Raw genomic sequence first — 16967 nt, forward strand, 5'->3', positions numbered from 1 at the left:
TCCACCGAGAACCGGATTTCCGGCCTAGGATCGATGAACATGGGCCATGAACATGACCACATCTCACCTGCGGCGGACCGGCGCTACCTGATCGCCGCGATGTCGCTCCTGGGTGTGTTCCTGCTCGGCGAGGTGACGGTCGCGATCCTCGCGAACTCGCTCGCGCTGCTGGCCGATGCCGGCCACATGCTCACCGACGTCGGGGCGATCGCGGCGGCGCTGTGGGCGATGCGGCTGGCCGCGCGCCCGGCGCACGGCCAGTGGACCTACGGCTGGAAGCGGGCCGAGATCCTCTCCGCGGCGCTCAACGGCATCACCCTGCTCGTCTTCGCCGCGGTGGTGGGTGTGGAGGCGATCCGGCGTCTGCTCGACCCGCCCGACGCCGAGGGCTGGCCGATGTTCGTCGTCGCGCTCGTCGGCTGCGTCGTCAACGTGATCGCCGCGGCCCTGATGGCGCGCGCCAACCGCACCTCGCTCAACGTCGAGGGCGCCTACCAGCACGTCCTCTCCGACCTCTACGGCTTCATCGGCACCCTCGTCGCCGCCGTCGTCATCCTCCTCACCGGCTGGACCCGCGCGGACCCGGTGGCCTCGCTCGTGGTCGTCGCCCTGATGACGTACGCAGGTGTGTGTCTGCTCCGCGACAGCGGCCGGATCCTGCTCGAGGGTGCGCCGGCGGAGGTCGTCGTCGAGGACCTCCGCCAGCACCTGCTCGAGGTCGAGGACGTGGTCGACGTGCACGACCTGCACGCCTGGACCGTCACCTCCGGCCTGCCCACCGTCTCGGCCCATCTCACGCTGCGCCCCGAGTGCTTCCTGGACGGCAGCGCGCCGAAGGTCCTCGACCGGGTCCAGGCCTGTCTGGCCGGACACTTCGACGTCGAGCACTCCACCTTCCAGCTCGAGCCCGAGACCCATCTGGCCCACGAGCCGGGGATGCATTGATCCCGACGGGTCAGCCGCGGGTCAGCACCGCCCGCAGCCGCTCGATGTCGTCGTGGACCAGGGCGTAGAGACCGGCAGGGTCGTCCAGTCGCGGCGCCGGGACCGCCAGCGCGACACCGGCGACCAGCACGCCGGCGCCGTCGCGGACCGCCGCCGCGAGAGATCCGTAGCCCGACTGACCGACGCAGACGACATAGCGCTCCACGGCGCCGGCTGCGGGCAGCAGCCCCAGCGCCGCCGCACCCGGGTCCGCGCCGAGCTCCGGCGGGTCCGCGAGCGCGGCGGCGGTCAGCGGGAAGTCGGGGTCGACATCGACCAGCTCGAGGCGCCCGTCCCGGAACGACGCCAGATGAACGCCCGCCCGGATCCGGGCCCGCATCCCGCCCAGGATCTCCGCGGTCTCGCGCTCGCGGTCCGGGACCGCGTTCGACGCCAGCAGCGTCACCCGGTGGCCCAGCGCGAACCCTGACAGGTCGGGCAACCGGACGAGATACTCGTCCTGCACCAGCAGGTTGACCAGCCTGTAGGTGGTGGCCCGCGGCAGCCCGAGCGCTGCCGATATCTGCTTGGCGGTGATGCCCGGACCGGCTCGCGCCACCTCCTCGAGGACCGAGAGTGCGCTGCGTACGGCATGCGGCTGACGGCCGCCGGCGTCGCCGCCGGGGCTCACCGGCCACCCAGCAGATCGTCCGAGATCGGCTCGTCGAACAGGCCCATCCGGGCGAAACCCTCACGCTGCCGCAGCCGGACGAAGAGGTAGCCGGCCCCGCCGCCCAGCACGACCACACCGACCAGGCTCAGGGCCAGCGGGTCGGTGCCACCCACGACGGCGAGATAGACCCCCAGCACCCCGGTGAGAGCAACAGCCACGGCGCCACAGCCCCAGACTGCGGAACGGGTCAGCTCCCCGATCCTGTGCAGGAACGCGGGCGCGGCGACCGCCACCAGGACGTACGCGACGATGTAGCCGACCGCGGCGACCGCGATCAGGACGCTCATCGTCCGCCAGGCGGAGAGGCCGCCGGCGAGCAGCAGCAGCGGGAGCGCCACCGTGACCGGTACGACGACCGCCAGGGCGCCGAGCGGAGTGCTGCGCAGCGGGTCGGTGAACCCGACCGCCCGGGGCAGCACGCCCTCGCGGCCGAGGCTGAAGACCACGCGCGCCAGCGCGGTCAGTGAGGCGATCGCGCACGCCAGGAACGAGGTGGCCTGCCCGAGGTCGAGCAGACGGCCCAGCAGCGGCACGCCGGCGCCGTCGGAGAGCGCGCTGAGCGCGACGTCGTTGTCGGCGAGCTGCAGACCGAAGGAGACTCCGCCCGCCTCCTGTGTGTAGGCGGAGAGCAGGTAGGTGAACCCGACCACGATCAGGGTCCAGCGCATCGTGCGCGGCACGGTCAGGAACGGGCGCGCCGCCTCGCGACCCAGGGACGCCGCGGTCTCGAAGCCGACGAAGGCGGTGATCGCGACCGCGGTGCCGGCGACCAGCCCGCCCGGGCCCGGCAGCCCTGCCCGGAAGGGTGCGGTCAGCGCCTCGGCCCCGGCGCGGGACAGCACGGTCACCAGCAGCACCAGCAGCATCGCGACCGAGACCATCTCGACGACGAGGGTGACCCGCGCGGAGATCCGGATGCCTCGGCGCAGCACCACGAAGCAGACCGCGCCGAGCGCCACCACGCCGAGACCGGTCACCACCGCCGAGGAGGCCGCCGCCCCGACCGAGGCCAGGAACGTCTGCACCGACAGTGCCGCTCCGACCAGCCCGAACATGGCTACGAAGGCGTACCCGACGACCTGTCCGACGGCGGTCACGAACCCGGCGCTCGGCCCGATCCCCTTGGTCACGAACGTGTAGAGCGAGCCGGGCGCCGCCATCCGGCGGGTGAACTGGCCGACCGCCGCGCCGACGCCGGCCACCAGGATCCACGCCAGCGCCAGGCAGACCAGCAGCGTGTGCCCGGAGCGGACCGCGATCAGGGCCGGCAGCGTCGCCGCGGCGGCCGCCGGGGCGGTGGCCCCGACCGACTGCGCGAGCACATCGACGAACCCGACCGTACGCCGCTCCAGCCCTGCCATCGGCGACCGCTCGCCCACCCCGGCGACCCGAGGTGGGTCGATGATCGCCCGGTCGAGTGCGTTCATCGGCGTCTGCTTTCGGTCTGCCTCGCATCCGGTTCGCAAGGTTCGGACCAGGCTAGGGGCCCGATGGTTTCGGACCGGTTACGCCGCCGTCACGCCGCGCGACGCACCAGTTGAGAACGGCGTTCCCGTTCGGTCGGCGTCGGATGTTTGCGTCGTGGTGACAGCGACGAAAGCGCGGCCGGAAACGGTGGGATCCACCTGCCCCCGACCCAGGAGTCCCCCATGACCACCGCTCAGCCGGCGACCGTCGCAACGGCCGCCCCACCCGCCACTAGACGGCTGTCCGGAAAGCTCGGAGCCGGATCGATCGTCTTCATGGTCGTCGCCGCCGCGGCGCCTCTGACCGTCATCGGCGGCGGGTTCCCGCTGGCCGCCCTGCTGGGCAACGGCGCCGGCGTCCCCGCCATGTTCGCCATCGGCGGGGTGATCCTGCTCTTCTTCTCCGTGGGGCTGTCCACGATGAGCCGGTACGTCGCCCGCCCCGGTGCCTTCTTCACCTATGTCGGCTACGGCCTGGGCCGCCCCGGCGGGATCGCGGCGGCGTGGCTCGCGATGCTGACCTACACGGCCGTCCAGATCGCGGTCTACGGCTTCCTCGGCCTCACCCTCGCCGGGTGGGTCGAGGGCAAGACCGGCCTGGCGCTGCCCTGGTGGGTCTGGGCGCTGGCCATGGTCGCCGCCGTCGGCGTGCTCGGCTACCGCCACGTCGAGCTCTCCGCGAAGGTGCTCGGGGCGCTGCTGGCCGCCGAGGTCGGCATCGTCGTGGTGCTCGCCGTCGTGATCCTCGTGCAGGGAGGCGCCGACGGGATCAGCGTCTCCTCGTTCACGCCGTCGGTGATCACCTCCGGCACCCCCGCGCTGGCGCTGATGTTCTGCATGGCCGGGTTCATCGGGTTCGAGTCGACGGCGATCTTCCGCGACGAGGCCCGGGATCCGGCGCGGACGATCCCGCTGGCGACGTACGCCGCGGTCGCGATCATCGCCGTCTTCTACACCTTCACCTCGTGGGCCCTGGTGCAGGGATGGGGCGAAGGCTTCACCGAGGAGATCCAGACCGACTACGAGGGCTTCATCGGCACCACGACCGCGCGCTACCTCGGCGGCGCGGGCGCCGAGATCGTCGCGATCCTGCTGATGACCAGCCTCTTCGCCTGCGTTCTCTCCTTCCACAACGTCATCAGCCGCTACCAGCACTCGATGGCTCACGCCTCGCTGCTGCCCGCGGCGGTGGGCAAGGTGCACGGCAGCCACGAGTCGCCCCACCTGTCCTCGCTCGCGCAGACCGTCACCGCGGCGCTCTTCACCATCGCCTTCGCCGTGCTCGGTCTGGACCCCTTCCTGGAAGTCTTCACCTGGTTCTCCGGCGTGGCCACTTTCGCGATCGTGGTCCTGATGGCGCTGACCTGCCTCGCGGTGATCGTCTACCTGGCGAGCAACCGGGTCGGCGCCGGCCTCTGGCACACCTGGGTCGCCCCCGGGATCGGGCTCGCGGGGCTGCTCGCGGTCACCGCCGTCCTGTTCGTCAACTTCCCGCTGCTGCTGGGCGACGTCGACGCCGCGGGCGCGCCGCGCTTCGGCACCCTCACGCTCACCTTCCTGATCGTGATGGCCGCGTTCCCGGTGCTCGGGATCGTCCAGGCGTACGTCCTGAGGCGCAGGCGCCCGGAGACGTACGCGAACGTCATCGACACCATCTCCGAGTGAGGAATCCCATGACCCTGCAGATGTCACCCACCGTGCGGACCAACCCGGTCTCCTCCCTGACCGCCGCCGAGATCACCGCCGCCAGCAAGCTCCTCCACGAGGCCGGGCACGTGAGCGAGAAGACCAGGTTCGCCTACGTCGGCCTCGACGAGCCCGCGAAGGCCGAGGTGCTCGCGGCGCTAGCCGGCGGGCCGACGCCGGCCCGCTGCGTACGGGCCCTGCTCCTCGACACCGCGACCGGAGCAGGCCTGGACACGCTGGTCGACCTCACCGCCGGCACGGTCACGGTGAGCGAGGTGGACGGCTCCCGGGGCCAGCTGCCGATCCTCGTGGAGGAGTTCGAGGCGATCGACCCGATCGTCCAGGCCGACCCGGCCTGGGCGGCCGCGCTGGAGAAGCGCGGCTACGCCGTCACCGACGTGGTCACCGCGCCGCTCTCGCCCGGCTACTACGAGAACCCCGGCGAGGAGGGGAAGCGGATCATCCGGGTCTTCCCGTTCGGCTTCACCGATCCCACCGACCATCCCTGGGCCCACCCGATCGACGGGCTGTGCGCCTACGTCGACATCATCGCCGGCGAGGTCATCGAGCTGGTCGACAACGAGGTGCTCCCGGTGCCCAGCGAACCCTCGCAGTTCCACCTGGACAAGGGGCGCCCGGCGCCGCTGGAGGGGCTCAAGCCGATCGAGATCACCCAGCCGGAGGGTCCGTCCTTCCAGGTGGACGGCGACGCCGTGACCTGGGCGAACTGGAGCTTCAGCCTGGGCTTCGACGCCCGGGAGGGCCTCGTCCTGCACAACCTCGCCTACAGCGACCCCGACAAGGACGGCGAGGTCCGCCCGGTCGTCTACCGGGCCTCGATCGCCGAGATGGTGGTGCCGTACGCCGACCCCTCTCCCACCCGGTTCTGGCAGAACTACTTCGACACCGGCGAGTACATCTTCGGCCGCTTCGCGAACTCCTTGAAGCTCGGTTGCGACTGCCTCGGCGAGATCCGCTACTTCGACGCGACCCTCGCCGACGAGTTCGGCAACCCGCAGATCATCCCGAACGCGATCTGCATGCACGAGGAGGACTTCGGCACGCTGTGGAAGCACACCGACCTCTTCGTCGAGGGCGTCTCCGAGGTGCGCCGTCAGCGTCGTCTGGTGATCTCGTTCTTCACCACGGTCGGCAACTACGACTACGGCTTCTACTGGTATCTCTACCTCGACGGCAAGATCGAGTGCGAGGCCAAGCTCACCGGCATCCTCTTCCCGTCCTCCTACAAGGGCATGGAGGAGTGGCCGTACGCCACCGAGGTCGCGCCCGGCGTCGGCGCGCCGTTCCACCAGCATCTGTTCAGTGCCCGCCTGGACATGATGGTCGACGGCGTCAGCAACGCGGTCGAGGAGGTCGAGGCGGTCCGGCTGCCGGTCTCGGAGACGAACCCGTACGGCAACGCGTTCACCTACTCCTCCACACGCCTGGCCTCGGAGGCCGAGGGCGCCCGCTCGGCCGACTCCGCGCTGGGCCGCACCTGGCACGTCGTCTCCACGGAGCGTACGAATGCGTACGGCCGGCCGACCGGCTACGCGCTCCACGCCGAGCAGAACCCGACGTTGCTCGCGGACCCGTCCTCCTCGATCGCGGCGCGGGCGGGCTTCACCACCAAGGAGCTCTTCGTCACCGTCTACTCGCCCGCGGAGCGCTACCCGGCCGGTGATCTGGTCAACCAGAACCCGGGCGGCGACGGGCTCCCGGCCTACATGGCGGCCGACCGACCGCTGGACGGAGCCGATGTCGTCCTGTGGCACACGTTCGGGCTGACCCACTTCCCGCGGCCCGAGGACTGGCCGGTGATGCCGGTCGACTACGCGGGCTTCAAGCTGGTGCCGTACGGCTTCTTCGACCGGAACCCGACGCTCAACGTGCCGGCGAGCGCGGCGGCCCACTGTGCGCCGTCAGCGGAAGCGTCCTCGGGAGACGCGTGCTGCCACCACGAGGGATGAGATGACCGCGCTGGTGGTGCTCTCGTTGGTGCCCGCCGTCGTCGGCGCCGGCTGCTGTGCGGCCGGCGCCGGCCGGACGGCGTGCCCGGGCGGCGTCGACGTCACTGCCCTCGGGGCGATGGCGCTGATGCTGGCCGCGATGGCCGACACGATGGTGCTCGGGATGGGCGGGATGGGTGGGACGGGCGGCGGGTCCGTCCTCCCGGCAACGTCGTGGGCGCTCGTCCTCGGCGTCCTCGGCGCCGGGCTCGTCGGGACGCGTCGCGTCCACCCCGATCGGCTCCCTCGTGGGCTCCACCTGATCGCGATGGCGGCCCTCGCCGTGGCGATGGCACCGCCGGGCCTCGAGCATCACCTGAACCACTCGACCGGTGCGCACCCTCAGGCGCCGGCCGGCGGCCTGGCCGCACCTATGGCCGTCGTCGTTGCCGGGGCCTTCGTCGCGTACGCGGTCGGCGAGAGCCGCCGCGACCGGACGACGCTCCTCGGCCGACTCGAGCTCGGCGCCTCGTCGGTCTCGCTCGTGGCGATGGCTGCGATGTGCGTGCTGTGAGGACTCAGGCCCGCGCCAGTGCGGTGAGCGCCGCCTCGCGCGCCTGCTCGATCGCGTCCTCGGCGACGCCGCACAGCCTCAGGCAGGCCGAGGCGATCGTGGCGACGGTCGTGCTGCCGACCCGGTCGTCGCGGCGCAGGCTGACCACGCTCTCGACCATCTGCACGAGCAGCTCGCCGAGCCCGGGCTCGCCGCTGCTCGCCGAGAGCCGCGCGCCGGCGGCCCGCTGCGCGACCCGGCCGTAGCCGGCGACCAGGTCGTCGCGAAGATGACCGTAGCGGTCGTAGACGGGTGAGGCGATGACGTCGGGGAGCCGGTAGAGCATGCCGATGTTGTAGGGCATCGCGACCAGCGCGCTCATGTCGCTGACGGCGAGGGCGTAGAGACCCACGTCGGGAGTGGCCGACGCCATCCCGGCCTCGATCTTCCCGGCCTGCTCGACGCGGTCCTGGACCGATCGCTCGAGCAGCTCCGCGAGGATCTCCTCCTTGCTGCCGAAGTGGTAGTAGATGGAGGCCTGCCTCAGCCCGGCACCCTCCGCGATCTCGCGGGTGGTGGTGCCGGCATAGCCGCGGCCCACGAAGAGCTCCGCGGCGGCAGCGAGGATCTGATCTCGGGGGTTCGCCGCAATCTTGCCGGGGAGCAGCCGTGGACGGCCGCGACCCGGACGCGGCGAGATCTGTGACACCGTGGCATCGCCTTTTTCTGTCGAACGATAGGTAACGTTGGAGAGAGCAAGTTTCGCACTCATATCGAAAGAGTCAAGCGCCGAGGGACGTGTCCGCCCGCAAACCACTCAGTGCGTGAGCTTGAGGCCGACGACGCAGCCGACGAGCGCGATGATCAGCACGACGCGTACGGGGCTGATCGCCTCCTCCCCCGCCACCATCGAGTAGCCGACGGTGAGCGCGGCGCCGATCCCCACCCAGACCGCGTAGGCGGTGCCGATCGGCAGGGTGCGCATGGCCATCGCGAGCCCCACCAGGCTGCCGAACAGGGCGATGCCGAAGACGACCGTCGGGACCAGCCGCGAGAACCCCTCGGTGCGGCCCAGGGCGAGCGCCCACACGGCCTCGAGGACGCCGGATCCAACAAGAAAAAGCCAGGACATGACCACTCCAGACGGCCGTCTTGTCGCGCTTCCGGGTACGGCTCCCTCGTCCGGCAGCCGGTCTCGGCTGACGTCTTCGACCTTAGCAAAACTGTCACTCGATAGAAACTTGGGGATGGTAAGGAACGCCGCATTCTTCTGCGCGGGATCGAAGGCCGGGTTCGTCGCAGGATGATGAGAGGATGCGACGGTGACCTTCACCGTCGGCTTCGTCACCGGAGCCACTCCCGACAAGTGGGCCCGGATCTGGCGTGACCGCAGCCGTGAGCGCCTCGAGCTGGTCCCGGTCACCGAGGAGGACCAGGAGCGGCTGCTGCGCGAGGGCGAGCTCGACATGTGCCTCGTGCGGCTTCCCGTCGACCGCGACGGCCTCCACTGCATCCCGCTCTACGAGGAGCAGCCGGTCGCGGTGATGGGCCACGAGCACCTGCTCTCCCTGCTCGAGGAGGTCACCCTCGACGACCTCGCCGAGGAGCAGCTGGTCATCCCCGAGCGCGGGGGCTGGACGCCGAGCGCCGAGCAGCTGGCCTGGCCGCCGATGAGCGAGAAGGACGCCGTCGAGACGGTCGCGGCCGGCACCGGCGTGGCGATCGTGCCGATGTCGATCGCCCGGCTCTACCACCGCAAGGACGCGGTCTTCCGGCCGGTGGCCGGCGTCGAGCCCACCACCGTCGGCCTGGCCTGGCTGATCGACAACGACGACGAGCGCGTGCAGACCTTCATCGGCATCGTCCGTGGCCGCTCGCGCAACTCCTCACGGCACTGAGGCACACCCGGATGAGCCCTTCCGGCGGGCGACCGGGCAGACTTTGCGGCATGCTCGAACCGACCGATCTCACCACCCGCGCGACCGAGGCGCTGCAGACCTCCTTCGGCACCGAGGCGACCGTGGTGGGGAGGGCGCCGGGACGGGTCAACCTGATCGGCGAGCACACCGACTACAACGCCGGTCTGGTGCTCCCGGTGGCGCTCCCCCACGCCACCTACGCCGCGGCCGCGCCGCGCACCGACGGCGTCATCCGGATCGCCTCGGCCCAGGAGCCGGAGCCGTTCACCGGCCACATCGACGAGCTCGGGCCGGAGATCGAGGGCTGGGCCGCGTACGTCGCGGGGGTGCTGTGGACCTTGCGCGAGGCCGGCCTCGTGACCGGTGGCCTGGACATGCACCTGGAGTCGTCGGTCCCGCTCGGCGCGGGCCTGTCCTCCTCGGCGTCGGTCGAGTGCGCCACCGCGATGGCGGCGCTCGGTGTCGCCGGCCGGCAGCTCGACGAGGAGCTGCAGCGGGCTGTCGTCGCCGCTGGGATCCGGGCCGAGACCGAGGTCGCCAACGCGCCGACCGGTGGGATGGACCAGTCGGTCGCGGTCTTCGCCGAGGCCGGTGGCGCGCTGCTGATCGACTTCGAGTCCGGCGAGCACCGCAGCGTCCCGCTGGCCCTCGGTGAGCGCACGATCCTGGTCACCGACACCCGGGTCAAGCACCAGCTGACCGACGGCGGCTACGCCTCCCGGCGCGCCCAGTGCGAGAAGGCCGCCGCCGACCTCGGGCTGCGCTCGCTGCGCGAGGCCACCCTTGAGCAGGTCGAGACCCTCGGCGACGACGTCGTACGCCGCCGCGCCCGCCACATCGTCACCGAGATCGCCCGGGTCGAGCCGACGGTGGCCGCCCTGGGCGCGGGCGAGTGGACCGCGATCGGTGAGCTCTTCGCCGCCTCCCACGCCTCGATGCGCGACGACTTCGAGATCTCGGTGCCCGAGCTCGACCTCGCCGTCGAGACCGCGGTCGGCGCCGGTGCCGACGGCGCCCGGATGACCGGCGGCGGCTTCGGCGGCTCGATCGTCTCGATCCTCCCCACCGCCGCCGTCGAGTCGGTGAGCTCGGCCATCGACAAGGCCTTCGCCGAGGCCGGCTACGGCGCCCCGGGGCACCTGATCGCCAGCCCGTCGGCGGGCGCGATGTTCACCGAGGCGATGTCCTGAGCCTGTCGAAGGGTAACTCGGTGAGCTGACACCGACTTCGTGGAGTTCCACGAGGTCAGTGGCCGCTGACCGAGTTACCTCGGTCAGCATCCCGCCCCACCCGCCGGCTCAGACCAGGCCCGCCTCGGCGAGCCTCCTGGTCGCGGTGGCGACGGCGGCGTCACGGGCGGCCCGCAACAGGTCGACGTGGGTCTCGGTGCGACCCGGGATCGGGTCGTCCGCGCCGGGTGCGAAGGTCAGCGTGTGCACGCCGGCGTAGCTGCCGGCCCGCATCTCCGCGACCGTGCTGCGGTAGCGGTCCGGCCGGCTGCGGTAGAGGTCGCCGAGCTCGGGGTTCACCCGGCGCAGGTAGCGCTCGATCACCCGGTCGGCCGGACCGTAGCTGGGCGCCGTCCCGAACGGGCGGGTCACCAGCACGATGGCGTGCGTCGCCCCGAGCGCCGCCGCCGAGGCGACCGGCACCGCTTCGATCAGCCCGCCGTCGAGCCAGCGGCGGCCGCGTACGGTCACCGGGAGGCCGCCGGCCAGGGGCAGCTGGCTGGAGGCGATCACCGAGTCGGCGAGGTCGGTGGCGTCGGCGAAGTCGGTGAGCGGGACGGCCTTCGCGGTGACCACGTCGGTGGCGACCGCCGCCAGCCGGGGTGCGCCGTCGCGCAGCGCCAGCGTCCACTCGAACAGCTCCGAGGACCGGGTGGTGATCCCCCGGGTGTCCACCATCGACTTGCGGCGCAGCATCCGCCCGGCGCCGATGTACTCGGGCGAGGCGAACACCGAGGCGTACGACTCGCTGAAGGCACCGATCGTCCCCGCCGCTACGGCGGTTGCGTTGGCCGCGCCGGCGGAGGTGCCGACCACCAGGTCGACCGCATCCACGAGGCCGTGGTCGGCGAGCACCGAGGCCATCGTCGCCGACAGCATCCCGCGCATGCCGCCGCCCTCGATCACGAGGGCGAGCGTCGCCCCGTCACTCTTGTTCCGACCGTTCCCGCCGAGGCGGGAACGCAGCAGCTCCACCACTCCCGATTGCATCGCGTCCACACCTGGATTGTGGTGCTACCGATGAGTAGGTCCCGGCATCGGGTCGCTCCGACACGCCGGGACAGGGGCGCACGTCACACGTTCGCGGCGAGCCAGGCTCCGAGGTCGCGGGCAGACCGGTCGACGACCTTGGCCCAGTCGAGGGCGGACTCGTCGGCGTTGTCCGAGACGTGCTTGACGACACGCGCCGGGACGCCGGCCTCTCGGGAGGCCCAGGCGACCGCGAAGGCCTCCATGTCGACCAGGTGCGCCCGCCGGGCGAGCTCGGCGCGTACGGCGGTGTCGGTGACGAACAGGTCACCGGTGGCGCAGACGATCTCCGACTCCCCGACCGTCAGCGCGTCCTCCACCGGGTGACCCAGCGCCCGGATGGCGGCGGAGGAGAAGTCGTGGTTGAGCACGGTCCCGACCTCGTAGATCCCGGTGTGGCCGTCGCGCAGCGCCCCGCAGGAGCCGATGTTGACGACCTGCCGGATGGTCTTGTCGGCCGCCAGCACACGCGAGACGGCCGAGGCGGACGCCACCTTCCCCATCCCGGTGATCACCACCTTGAGACCGGAAGGAACATAGGCCGCCTCGGCCCTGGTCGCCGACACCACGAGTACGCTCATGGCGCCGAAGGCTATCTGTCTACTTGAGCTCCGCCGACGAGAGCCCGAGAACGCGTCGCGCCACGATCAGCTGCTGGATCTGCTGGGTGCCCTCGAAGATGTCGAGGATCTTGGAGTCGCGGGCCCACTTCTCCAGCAGCTCACCCTCGGAGTAGCCGATGGTGCCGGCCAGCTCGACGCAGGACAGGGTCACGTCCGAGCCCATCCGGCCGGCCTTGGCCTTCGCCATGGAGGCTTCCTTCGAGTTGGGCTGACGGTTGTCGGCCATCCAGGCGGCCTGGAGCATGAGGAGGTACGCCCCCTCGTAGTCCGACTCGAGCTGGATGAACTTCGCCGCGGCCGCCGACTGCAGGTGGGCCGGGCGGTCGTAGTCGATCTCGACGCCGGCCTTCTCCAGCAGGTCGCGGGTGTAGTCGAGTGCCGCGCGGGCACAGCCGACCGCCATCGAGGCCACCAGCGGACGGGTGTTGTCGAAGGTGGCCATCGCGCCGGCGAAGCCCTCCTTGACGTTGATCTCGGGGCTCCCGAGGAGGTTCTCGGCAGGCACCCGGCAGTCGGTGAAGGTGATCGTGGCGGTGTCGGAGGCCTTGATCCCGAGCTTGTGCTCGAGACGCTCGACCTTCATCCCCGGCGTGCCCTTCTCGACCACGAACGACTTGATCGCCGCCTTGCCGAGCTCCTTGTCGAGCGTCGCCCACACCACGACCGCGTCGGAGCGGTCACCGGAGGTGACGAAGATCTTCTCGCCGTTGAGCACGTAGTGGTCACCGTCGAGAGTGGCGGTGGTCTTGATGTTCGCCGAGTCGGAGCCGGTGCCGGGCTCGGTGATCGCCATCGCGGCCCAGACGCCGTCGAAGCGCTCGTGCTGCTCGTCGTTGGCGACCGACGCGATGGCCGAGTTGCCCAGGCCCTGGCGCGGCATGGCGAGGGTGAGCCCGACGTCGCCCCAGCACATCTCCGAGACCGAGATGACCGAGGACATGTTGGCGCCGTTCTTGACCTTGCCGTCGTCGGGCTTGGAGTCGCGGCGTACGCCGGTGGCGCCCGCGCCCTCACCCTGCCCGGACTCGGCCAGGCCGTCGGCCATGGCGGCGAGCATGTCGAGCTCGGTCGGGTACTCGTGCTCGGCCTTGTCGTACTTGCGCGAGATCGGTCGCAGCATGTTCATCGCGACCTGGTGGATCTGCTCGCGCAGCGGCTTGAGCTTCTTGGGGTCCTCCAGATTGATGGCCATCAGACCAGCACCGTGCCTTCCATGATCCCGATCGCACGCAGGTCGCGGTACCACCGCTCCACCGGGTGCTCCTTGACGAAGCCGTGGCCGCCGAGCAGCTGGACGCCGTCGAGGCCGATCTGCATGCCCTTGTCGGCACACAGCTTGCGCGCGAGCGCGATCTCGCGGGTCGCGTCGATGCCCTGCGCCACCCGGCTGGCGGCCTTGTAGGTCACCAGGCGCATCGCCTGCAGCTCGATGGCGATGTTGGCGACCATGAACGCCACCGACTGGCGGTGGGCGATCGGCTCGCCGAAGGCCTCGCGCTCCTTGACGTAGGGCGTCACGTAGTCGAGGACGGCCTGGCCGACACCGATGGACAGCGCGCACCAGGCGAGGCGGGAGAGCCGCACGGCCTCGGTGTAGGTCGAGCCGTCGGTCTTACCGAGGACGGCGGTCGCGGGGACCTTCACGTCGGTCAGGGTCAGCTTGGTCAGCGAGGCGGCGCGTACGCCCATCGCGGGCTCGGACTCGATGCTCAGGCCCGGGGTCGAGGACTCGACGAGGAACAGCACCGGCTTGCCGTCGAGCGAGGCGCCGACCACGAAGAGCTCGGCCTCGGCACCGCGGGCGACGAGCGACTTGGCGCCGGTGATCGTGTAACCGTCGGCCGTCTTCGTGGCGGTCGTCGACGGCGAGAGCACGTCGAAGAGGACCTTGTCCTCGTTGAGTGCGAACGCGGCCGCGGGCACGTTGCCCTCGGTGAACGCGGGCAGGTAGGTCTGCTGCTGCTCGTCGGTGCCCCACAGGCCGAGCGCGGTCGCGACCGAGCCGGGGGCGAGCGCCGCGACGGCCAGACCGAGGTCGCCCTTGGCGAGGGCCTCGGCGACCAGGGTGCCGGCCACGGCGGAGCGGGTCTCGGAGATGCCACCGAGCTCCTCGGGGACACCCAGGATCGGCAGCCCGATCTCCAGGCTGGACTTGAGCAGCTCCTCTGGCGCGGCGCAGGCCTCGTCGGCCTCGGCCGCCGCGGGACGTACGACCTCGGCGGCGAACTCGGTGACGACGTCGACGAGCATCTGCTCGTCCTCGCTCGGGGTCAGGTCGAAGACGCCGTGGGGGATGGCGTTGGGCACGCGTACGCCCGGGGCGCCCTGCTTGCCCTTCTTCTTGAACGCGCGGCTGGTCGCCGCCATCGTCTTGAACCCACTGCGGGTCACCGTGAAGACGACCTGCTCGGTCTGCTTGCGGACACCGAGCCGGTCGAGCGCAGGACTCTGCGAGAGCTTGCGCAGACCGGCCACGGCGAATCCGATCGGATCACGCGACTCGCCGGACGGGACGCCGTTCGCGAGCCCGCCACGTAGGCCTTGGAGGATACTCATGGGTAGAACTGTAACTGGGAGTTACAACGCGGTCTACACTTAGCCGTGGTGATGGCGGTAACAAACCATCCAGCGCTTCTTTATAGGGTTGGCACATGGCCGACTCCTCGCTCGAATCCGCTGCCCCGCTCGCGCCGCACGGCGCCCTGCCCGAGGGTGGGAGGGTGCGGCCGATCACCCGCTGGGGCACCCCGGTCATGCACCGGCCGAAGAAGCAGGTCGAGGTCTTCGACGCCGCGCTCACCGAGCTGGCCGCCGACATGGTCGCGACGATGTACGCCGCCGAGGGTGTGGGCCTGGCCGCGGACCAGATCGGCGAGGACGTCGCCATCTTCGTCTTCGACTGCCCCGACGCCACCGGCCGGCGCACGGTCGGCGTCGTCTGCAACCCCGTGCTGACCCTGCCCGAGGGCGACGACCGTCACCTCGACGTCGACCTGGAGGGCTGCCTGTCGTTCCCCGGCGCCTTCGTCGACTGCGGCCGCCCCGACTGGGCCGCCGTCGACGGCCTCGGCCTCGACGGGCAGCCGGTCCACTTCGAGGGCAACGGCCTGCTCGCCCGCTGCCTCCAGCACGAGACCGACCACACCAACGGCACCGTCTTCGGCGACCGGATCTCCGCCAAGGCCCGCAAGAAGCTCACCAAGGAGCACGACCGCGTGGCCCAGGACTACCCGGCCGACTGGCCCGCCGGCGAGCAGGTCGACTGAGCCGACCTCCGGCTAGGACATCCGGTCCACGACGTACTCGGCGATGGCGAGGCTGGACGTCGCGGCCGGGCTCGGCGCGTTGCGCACGGACGTGATGCCGTCGGAGTGGTGGATGACGAAGTCGTCGACGAGCGAGCCGTCGCGCTCGACGGCCTGGGCCCGCAGCCCCAGGCCCGCGCGCTCGACGTCGGCGGCGCCGATCTCGGGCACATAGCGCTGGGCCTCACGCATGTAGGCCCGTTTCGACAGTACGCCGCGAAGCTCTGTGAACCCGGTGCGCCAGTGCTCGGCGGCGAACCGCCAGAACCCGGGCCACGCCAGCGTGTCGACGAGGTCGCGCGGTGTCAGCGACGTCCGGCCGTAGCGCCGGCGGCTGAGCGCCAGGAAGGCGTTGGGCCCGACCTCGAGGCCGCCACCCACCCGGCGGGTGAAGTGCACGCCGAGGAACGGGTAGCGCGGGTCGGGGACGGGATAGACCATGCCGCGGACGAGATCCTGCTTCGCCTTGCTGACCTGCATGTACTCACCGCGGAACGGGATGATCCGGGGCGCCTTCGGCCCGCCGGTCAGCTCGCCGAGCCGGTCGGACTCCAGGCCGCCGCAGACGACCAGGTGGTCGATCCGGGTCCGGCCGGTGGGAGTCGCCACCTCGATGCCGCCGGGGACGCGGTGGATGCCGGTGACCTCCTCGCCGAGGCGTACCTCTCCCCCGGCCTCGGTGATGCTGCGGCCGAGCGCCTCAGTCACGGCGACGTAGTCGGTGATCGCGGTCCGGGGCGAGTGCAGCGCGGCCAGCCCCACGGCGTACGGCTCGATCTCCTTCATCTTCTCGGGGCCGACCCGTCTCAGGCCCGGCACGCCGTTCTCGGTGGCCGTCCTCTCCAGCGCGTCGAAGCGGCCCATCTCGGACTCCGCCACCGCGACGACCAGCTTGCCGCACTCCTCGAGCGGGATCCGGTGCTCGGCCGCGAACTCCTTGAGCAGGTCGCGGCCGCGGGTGCAGAGCCGGGCCTTGAGGCTGCCGGGCCGGTAGTAGATGCCGGCGTGGACGACCCCGGAGTTGTGGCCGGTCTGATGGACGCCGAGCGTGCTCTCCTTCTCGAGGACGATCACCGTCTCGGCAGGGCGGCGGCGCAGGATCTCCCGCGCCACCGCCAGCCCGACGATCCCACCGCCGACGACCCCGGTCGTGGTCAACGCGCCTCAGCCCCCGAGAGCAGCTCGCGGACCTGCATGGTGGCTCGGCATGCCGCGGCGCACTTCCCGGCCCACATCAGCGCATCCTCGAGGGTGTCCACGTCGACGATGATGAAGCCGCCGAGGTGCTCCTTGCTCTCCGGGTAGGGACCGTCGGTGACCACGCCGGCCTCGTCGACCGTCCAGGCGTCCTCGAGACCGCCCTTGATCCCACCGCCGAAGACGAACACGCCGGCCGCCACGGCCTCGCGCGTCATCTCGGAGGACGCTTCGGCGATGTCGGCCACGTCCTCGTCGCGGTGGTCGACCGCCTCGTCGCGGAACGAGATCAGATACTTGGTCATCGGCAACCTCCTGTCTTCGGGCAGCGCTCGTCGCCACCCTCACTCGCTC

17 protein-coding genes and 1 riboswitch are annotated in these 16967 nt (G+C 71.1%); of the genes, 7 read left to right on the plus strand and 10 right to left on the minus strand.

Annotated elements, in window-relative coordinates:
• The first annotated feature begins 33 nt into the window (after positions 1–33).
• Positions 34–945: a cation diffusion facilitator family transporter gene (locus ACWZJV_RS02555; RefSeq protein ID WP_457180122.1), complete on the plus strand. Its 912-nt coding sequence runs from the start codon at positions 34–36 to the stop codon at positions 943–945.
• A 10-nt stretch (positions 946–955) separates the two neighbouring features.
• Here the strand turns inward: ACWZJV_RS02555 and ACWZJV_RS02560 are convergent, their stop codons facing one another.
• Positions 956–1615: a helix-turn-helix domain-containing protein gene (locus ACWZJV_RS02560; protein ID WP_457180123.1), complete on the minus strand. Its 660-nt coding sequence runs from the start codon at positions 1613–1615 to the stop codon at positions 956–958.
• The gene (locus ACWZJV_RS02565) at positions 1612–3084 is read right to left on the minus strand and encodes an APC family permease (RefSeq protein WP_457180124.1); all 1473 of its coding nucleotides are present in this window, start codon (positions 3082–3084) and stop codon (positions 1612–1614) included. Before ACWZJV_RS02565 ends, ACWZJV_RS02560 begins: the two co-directional genes overlap by 4 nt.
• A 222-nt stretch (positions 3085–3306) precedes the next feature.
• Between ACWZJV_RS02565 and ACWZJV_RS02570 the strand changes: the two genes are divergently transcribed.
• The 3 genes from ACWZJV_RS02570 to ACWZJV_RS02580 are packed head-to-tail and all read left to right on the plus strand — an operon-like array spanning position 3307 to position 7332.
• A complete protein-coding gene (locus tag ACWZJV_RS02570) occupies positions 3307–4788 on the plus strand; it encodes an APC family permease (protein WP_457180125.1) in 1482 nt (493 codons plus the stop codon).
• Between the two features lie 8 nt (positions 4789–4796).
• Positions 4797–6779, plus strand: coding sequence for a primary-amine oxidase (locus tag ACWZJV_RS02575; protein ID WP_457180126.1), 1983 nt, complete (start codon positions 4797–4799; stop codon positions 6777–6779).
• Between the two features lies 1 nt (position 6780).
• Positions 6781–7332, plus strand: coding sequence for a hypothetical protein (locus ACWZJV_RS02580; RefSeq protein ID WP_457180127.1), 552 nt, complete (start codon positions 6781–6783; stop codon positions 7330–7332).
• A 4-nt stretch (positions 7333–7336) separates the two neighbouring features.
• Here the strand turns inward: ACWZJV_RS02580 and ACWZJV_RS02585 are convergent, their stop codons facing one another.
• Positions 7337–8020 carry a TetR/AcrR family transcriptional regulator gene (locus ACWZJV_RS02585; protein ID WP_457180128.1) on the minus strand — a complete coding sequence of 228 codons (684 nt, stop codon included), beginning with the start codon at positions 8018–8020 and terminating at the stop codon, positions 7337–7339.
• 108 nt (positions 8021–8128) lie between these two features.
• On the minus strand, positions 8129–8443 hold the full coding sequence (locus ACWZJV_RS02590; RefSeq protein WP_040754974.1) for a DMT family transporter: 315 nt from the start codon (positions 8441–8443) through the stop codon (positions 8129–8131).
• Positions 8444–8453: 10 nt separating this feature from the next.
• Positions 8454–8517, minus strand: a riboswitch (guanidine-III (ykkC-III) riboswitch).
• 116 nt (positions 8518–8633) lie between these two features.
• Between ACWZJV_RS02590 and ACWZJV_RS02595 the strand changes: the two genes are divergently transcribed.
• Both ACWZJV_RS02595 and galK read left to right on the plus strand, forming a co-directional pair.
• Positions 8634–9209, plus strand: coding sequence for a LysR family substrate-binding domain-containing protein (locus ACWZJV_RS02595; RefSeq protein ID WP_196873831.1), 576 nt, complete (start codon positions 8634–8636; stop codon positions 9207–9209).
• A gap of 50 nt (positions 9210–9259) precedes the next feature.
• The gene (galK, locus tag ACWZJV_RS02600) at positions 9260–10420 is read left to right on the plus strand and encodes a galactokinase (protein WP_457180129.1); all 1161 of its coding nucleotides are present in this window, start codon (positions 9260–9262) and stop codon (positions 10418–10420) included.
• 108 nt (positions 10421–10528) lie between these two features.
• Here the strand turns inward: galK and ACWZJV_RS02605 are convergent, their stop codons facing one another.
• The 4 genes from ACWZJV_RS02605 to ACWZJV_RS02620 all read right to left on the minus strand — a co-directional run bounded on the left by ACWZJV_RS02605 (position 10529) and on the right by ACWZJV_RS02620 (position 14667).
• Positions 10529–11449: a patatin-like phospholipase family protein gene (locus ACWZJV_RS02605; protein WP_457182013.1), complete on the minus strand. Its 921-nt coding sequence runs from the start codon at positions 11447–11449 to the stop codon at positions 10529–10531.
• An 83-nt stretch (positions 11450–11532) separates the two neighbouring features.
• On the minus strand, positions 11533–12069 hold the full coding sequence (locus tag ACWZJV_RS02610) for a nucleosidase (protein ID WP_457180130.1): 537 nt from the start codon (positions 12067–12069) through the stop codon (positions 11533–11535).
• 19 nt (positions 12070–12088) lie between these two features.
• Positions 12089–13303, minus strand: coding sequence for an acyl-CoA dehydrogenase family protein (locus ACWZJV_RS02615; protein WP_008356987.1), 1215 nt, complete (start codon positions 13301–13303; stop codon positions 12089–12091).
• A complete protein-coding gene (locus ACWZJV_RS02620; RefSeq protein ID WP_457180131.1) occupies positions 13303–14667 on the minus strand; it encodes an acyl-CoA dehydrogenase family protein in 1365 nt (454 codons plus the stop codon). The genes ACWZJV_RS02615 and ACWZJV_RS02620 overlap by 1 nt, the downstream gene beginning before the upstream one ends.
• Before the next feature lie 95 nt (positions 14668–14762).
• Between ACWZJV_RS02620 and def the strand changes: the two genes are divergently transcribed.
• Positions 14763–15377, plus strand: coding sequence for a peptide deformylase (gene def, locus ACWZJV_RS02625; protein ID WP_196873826.1), 615 nt, complete (start codon positions 14763–14765; stop codon positions 15375–15377).
• A 12-nt stretch (positions 15378–15389) separates the two neighbouring features.
• Here the strand turns inward: def and lhgO are convergent, their stop codons facing one another.
• Both lhgO and ACWZJV_RS02635 read right to left on the minus strand, forming a co-directional pair.
• Positions 15390–16574, minus strand: a complete 1185-nt coding sequence (lhgO, locus tag ACWZJV_RS02630; RefSeq protein WP_457180132.1) for an L-2-hydroxyglutarate oxidase — start codon at positions 16572–16574, stop codon at positions 15390–15392.
• Entirely contained in the window at positions 16571–16918 is a 348-nt protein-coding gene (locus tag ACWZJV_RS02635; protein ID WP_196873824.1) for a YciI family protein, read from the minus strand. The genes lhgO and ACWZJV_RS02635 overlap by 4 nt, the downstream gene beginning before the upstream one ends.
• Positions 16919–16967: the final 49 nt, after the last annotated feature.

The sequence above is a fragment of the Nocardioides sp. WG-D5 genome (genome assembly GCF_054031175.1).

What these genes read in the sequence shown, in the direction of transcription:
- ACWZJV_RS02610 (WP_457180130.1), bottom strand. Translation starts at nt 12,069, where the DNA reads ATGAGCGTACTCGTGGTGTCGGCGACCAGGGCCGAGGCGGCCTATGTT.
- ACWZJV_RS02605 (WP_457182013.1), bottom strand. Translation starts at nt 11,449, where the DNA reads ATGCAATCGGGAGTGGTGGAGCTGCTGCGTTCCCGCCTCGGCGGGAAC.
- ACWZJV_RS02620 (WP_457180131.1), bottom strand. Translation starts at nt 14,667, where the DNA reads ATGAGTATCCTCCAAGGCCTACGTGGCGGGCTCGCGAACGGCGTCCCG.
- ACWZJV_RS02635 (WP_196873824.1), bottom strand. Translation starts at nt 16,918, where the DNA reads ATGACCAAGTATCTGATCTCGTTCCGCGACGAGGCGGTCGACCACCGC.
- ACWZJV_RS02565 (WP_457180124.1), bottom strand. Translation starts at nt 3,084, where the DNA reads ATGAACGCACTCGACCGGGCGATCATCGACCCACCTCGGGTCGCCGGG.
- ACWZJV_RS02590 (WP_040754974.1), bottom strand. Translation starts at nt 8,443, where the DNA reads ATGTCCTGGCTTTTTCTTGTTGGATCCGGCGTCCTCGAGGCCGTGTGG.
- ACWZJV_RS02570 (WP_457180125.1), top strand. Translation starts at nt 3,307, where the DNA reads ATGACCACCGCTCAGCCGGCGACCGTCGCAACGGCCGCCCCACCCGCC.
- ACWZJV_RS02580 (WP_457180127.1), top strand. Translation starts at nt 6,781, where the DNA reads ATGACCGCGCTGGTGGTGCTCTCGTTGGTGCCCGCCGTCGTCGGCGCC.
- def (WP_196873826.1), top strand. Translation starts at nt 14,763, where the DNA reads ATGGCCGACTCCTCGCTCGAATCCGCTGCCCCGCTCGCGCCGCACGGC.
- galK (WP_457180129.1), top strand. Translation starts at nt 9,260, where the DNA reads ATGCTCGAACCGACCGATCTCACCACCCGCGCGACCGAGGCGCTGCAG.
- ACWZJV_RS02615 (WP_008356987.1), bottom strand. Translation starts at nt 13,303, where the DNA reads ATGGCCATCAATCTGGAGGACCCCAAGAAGCTCAAGCCGCTGCGCGAG.
- ACWZJV_RS02575 (WP_457180126.1), top strand. Translation starts at nt 4,797, where the DNA reads ATGACCCTGCAGATGTCACCCACCGTGCGGACCAACCCGGTCTCCTCC.
- ACWZJV_RS02555 (WP_457180122.1), top strand. Translation starts at nt 34, where the DNA reads ATGAACATGGGCCATGAACATGACCACATCTCACCTGCGGCGGACCGG.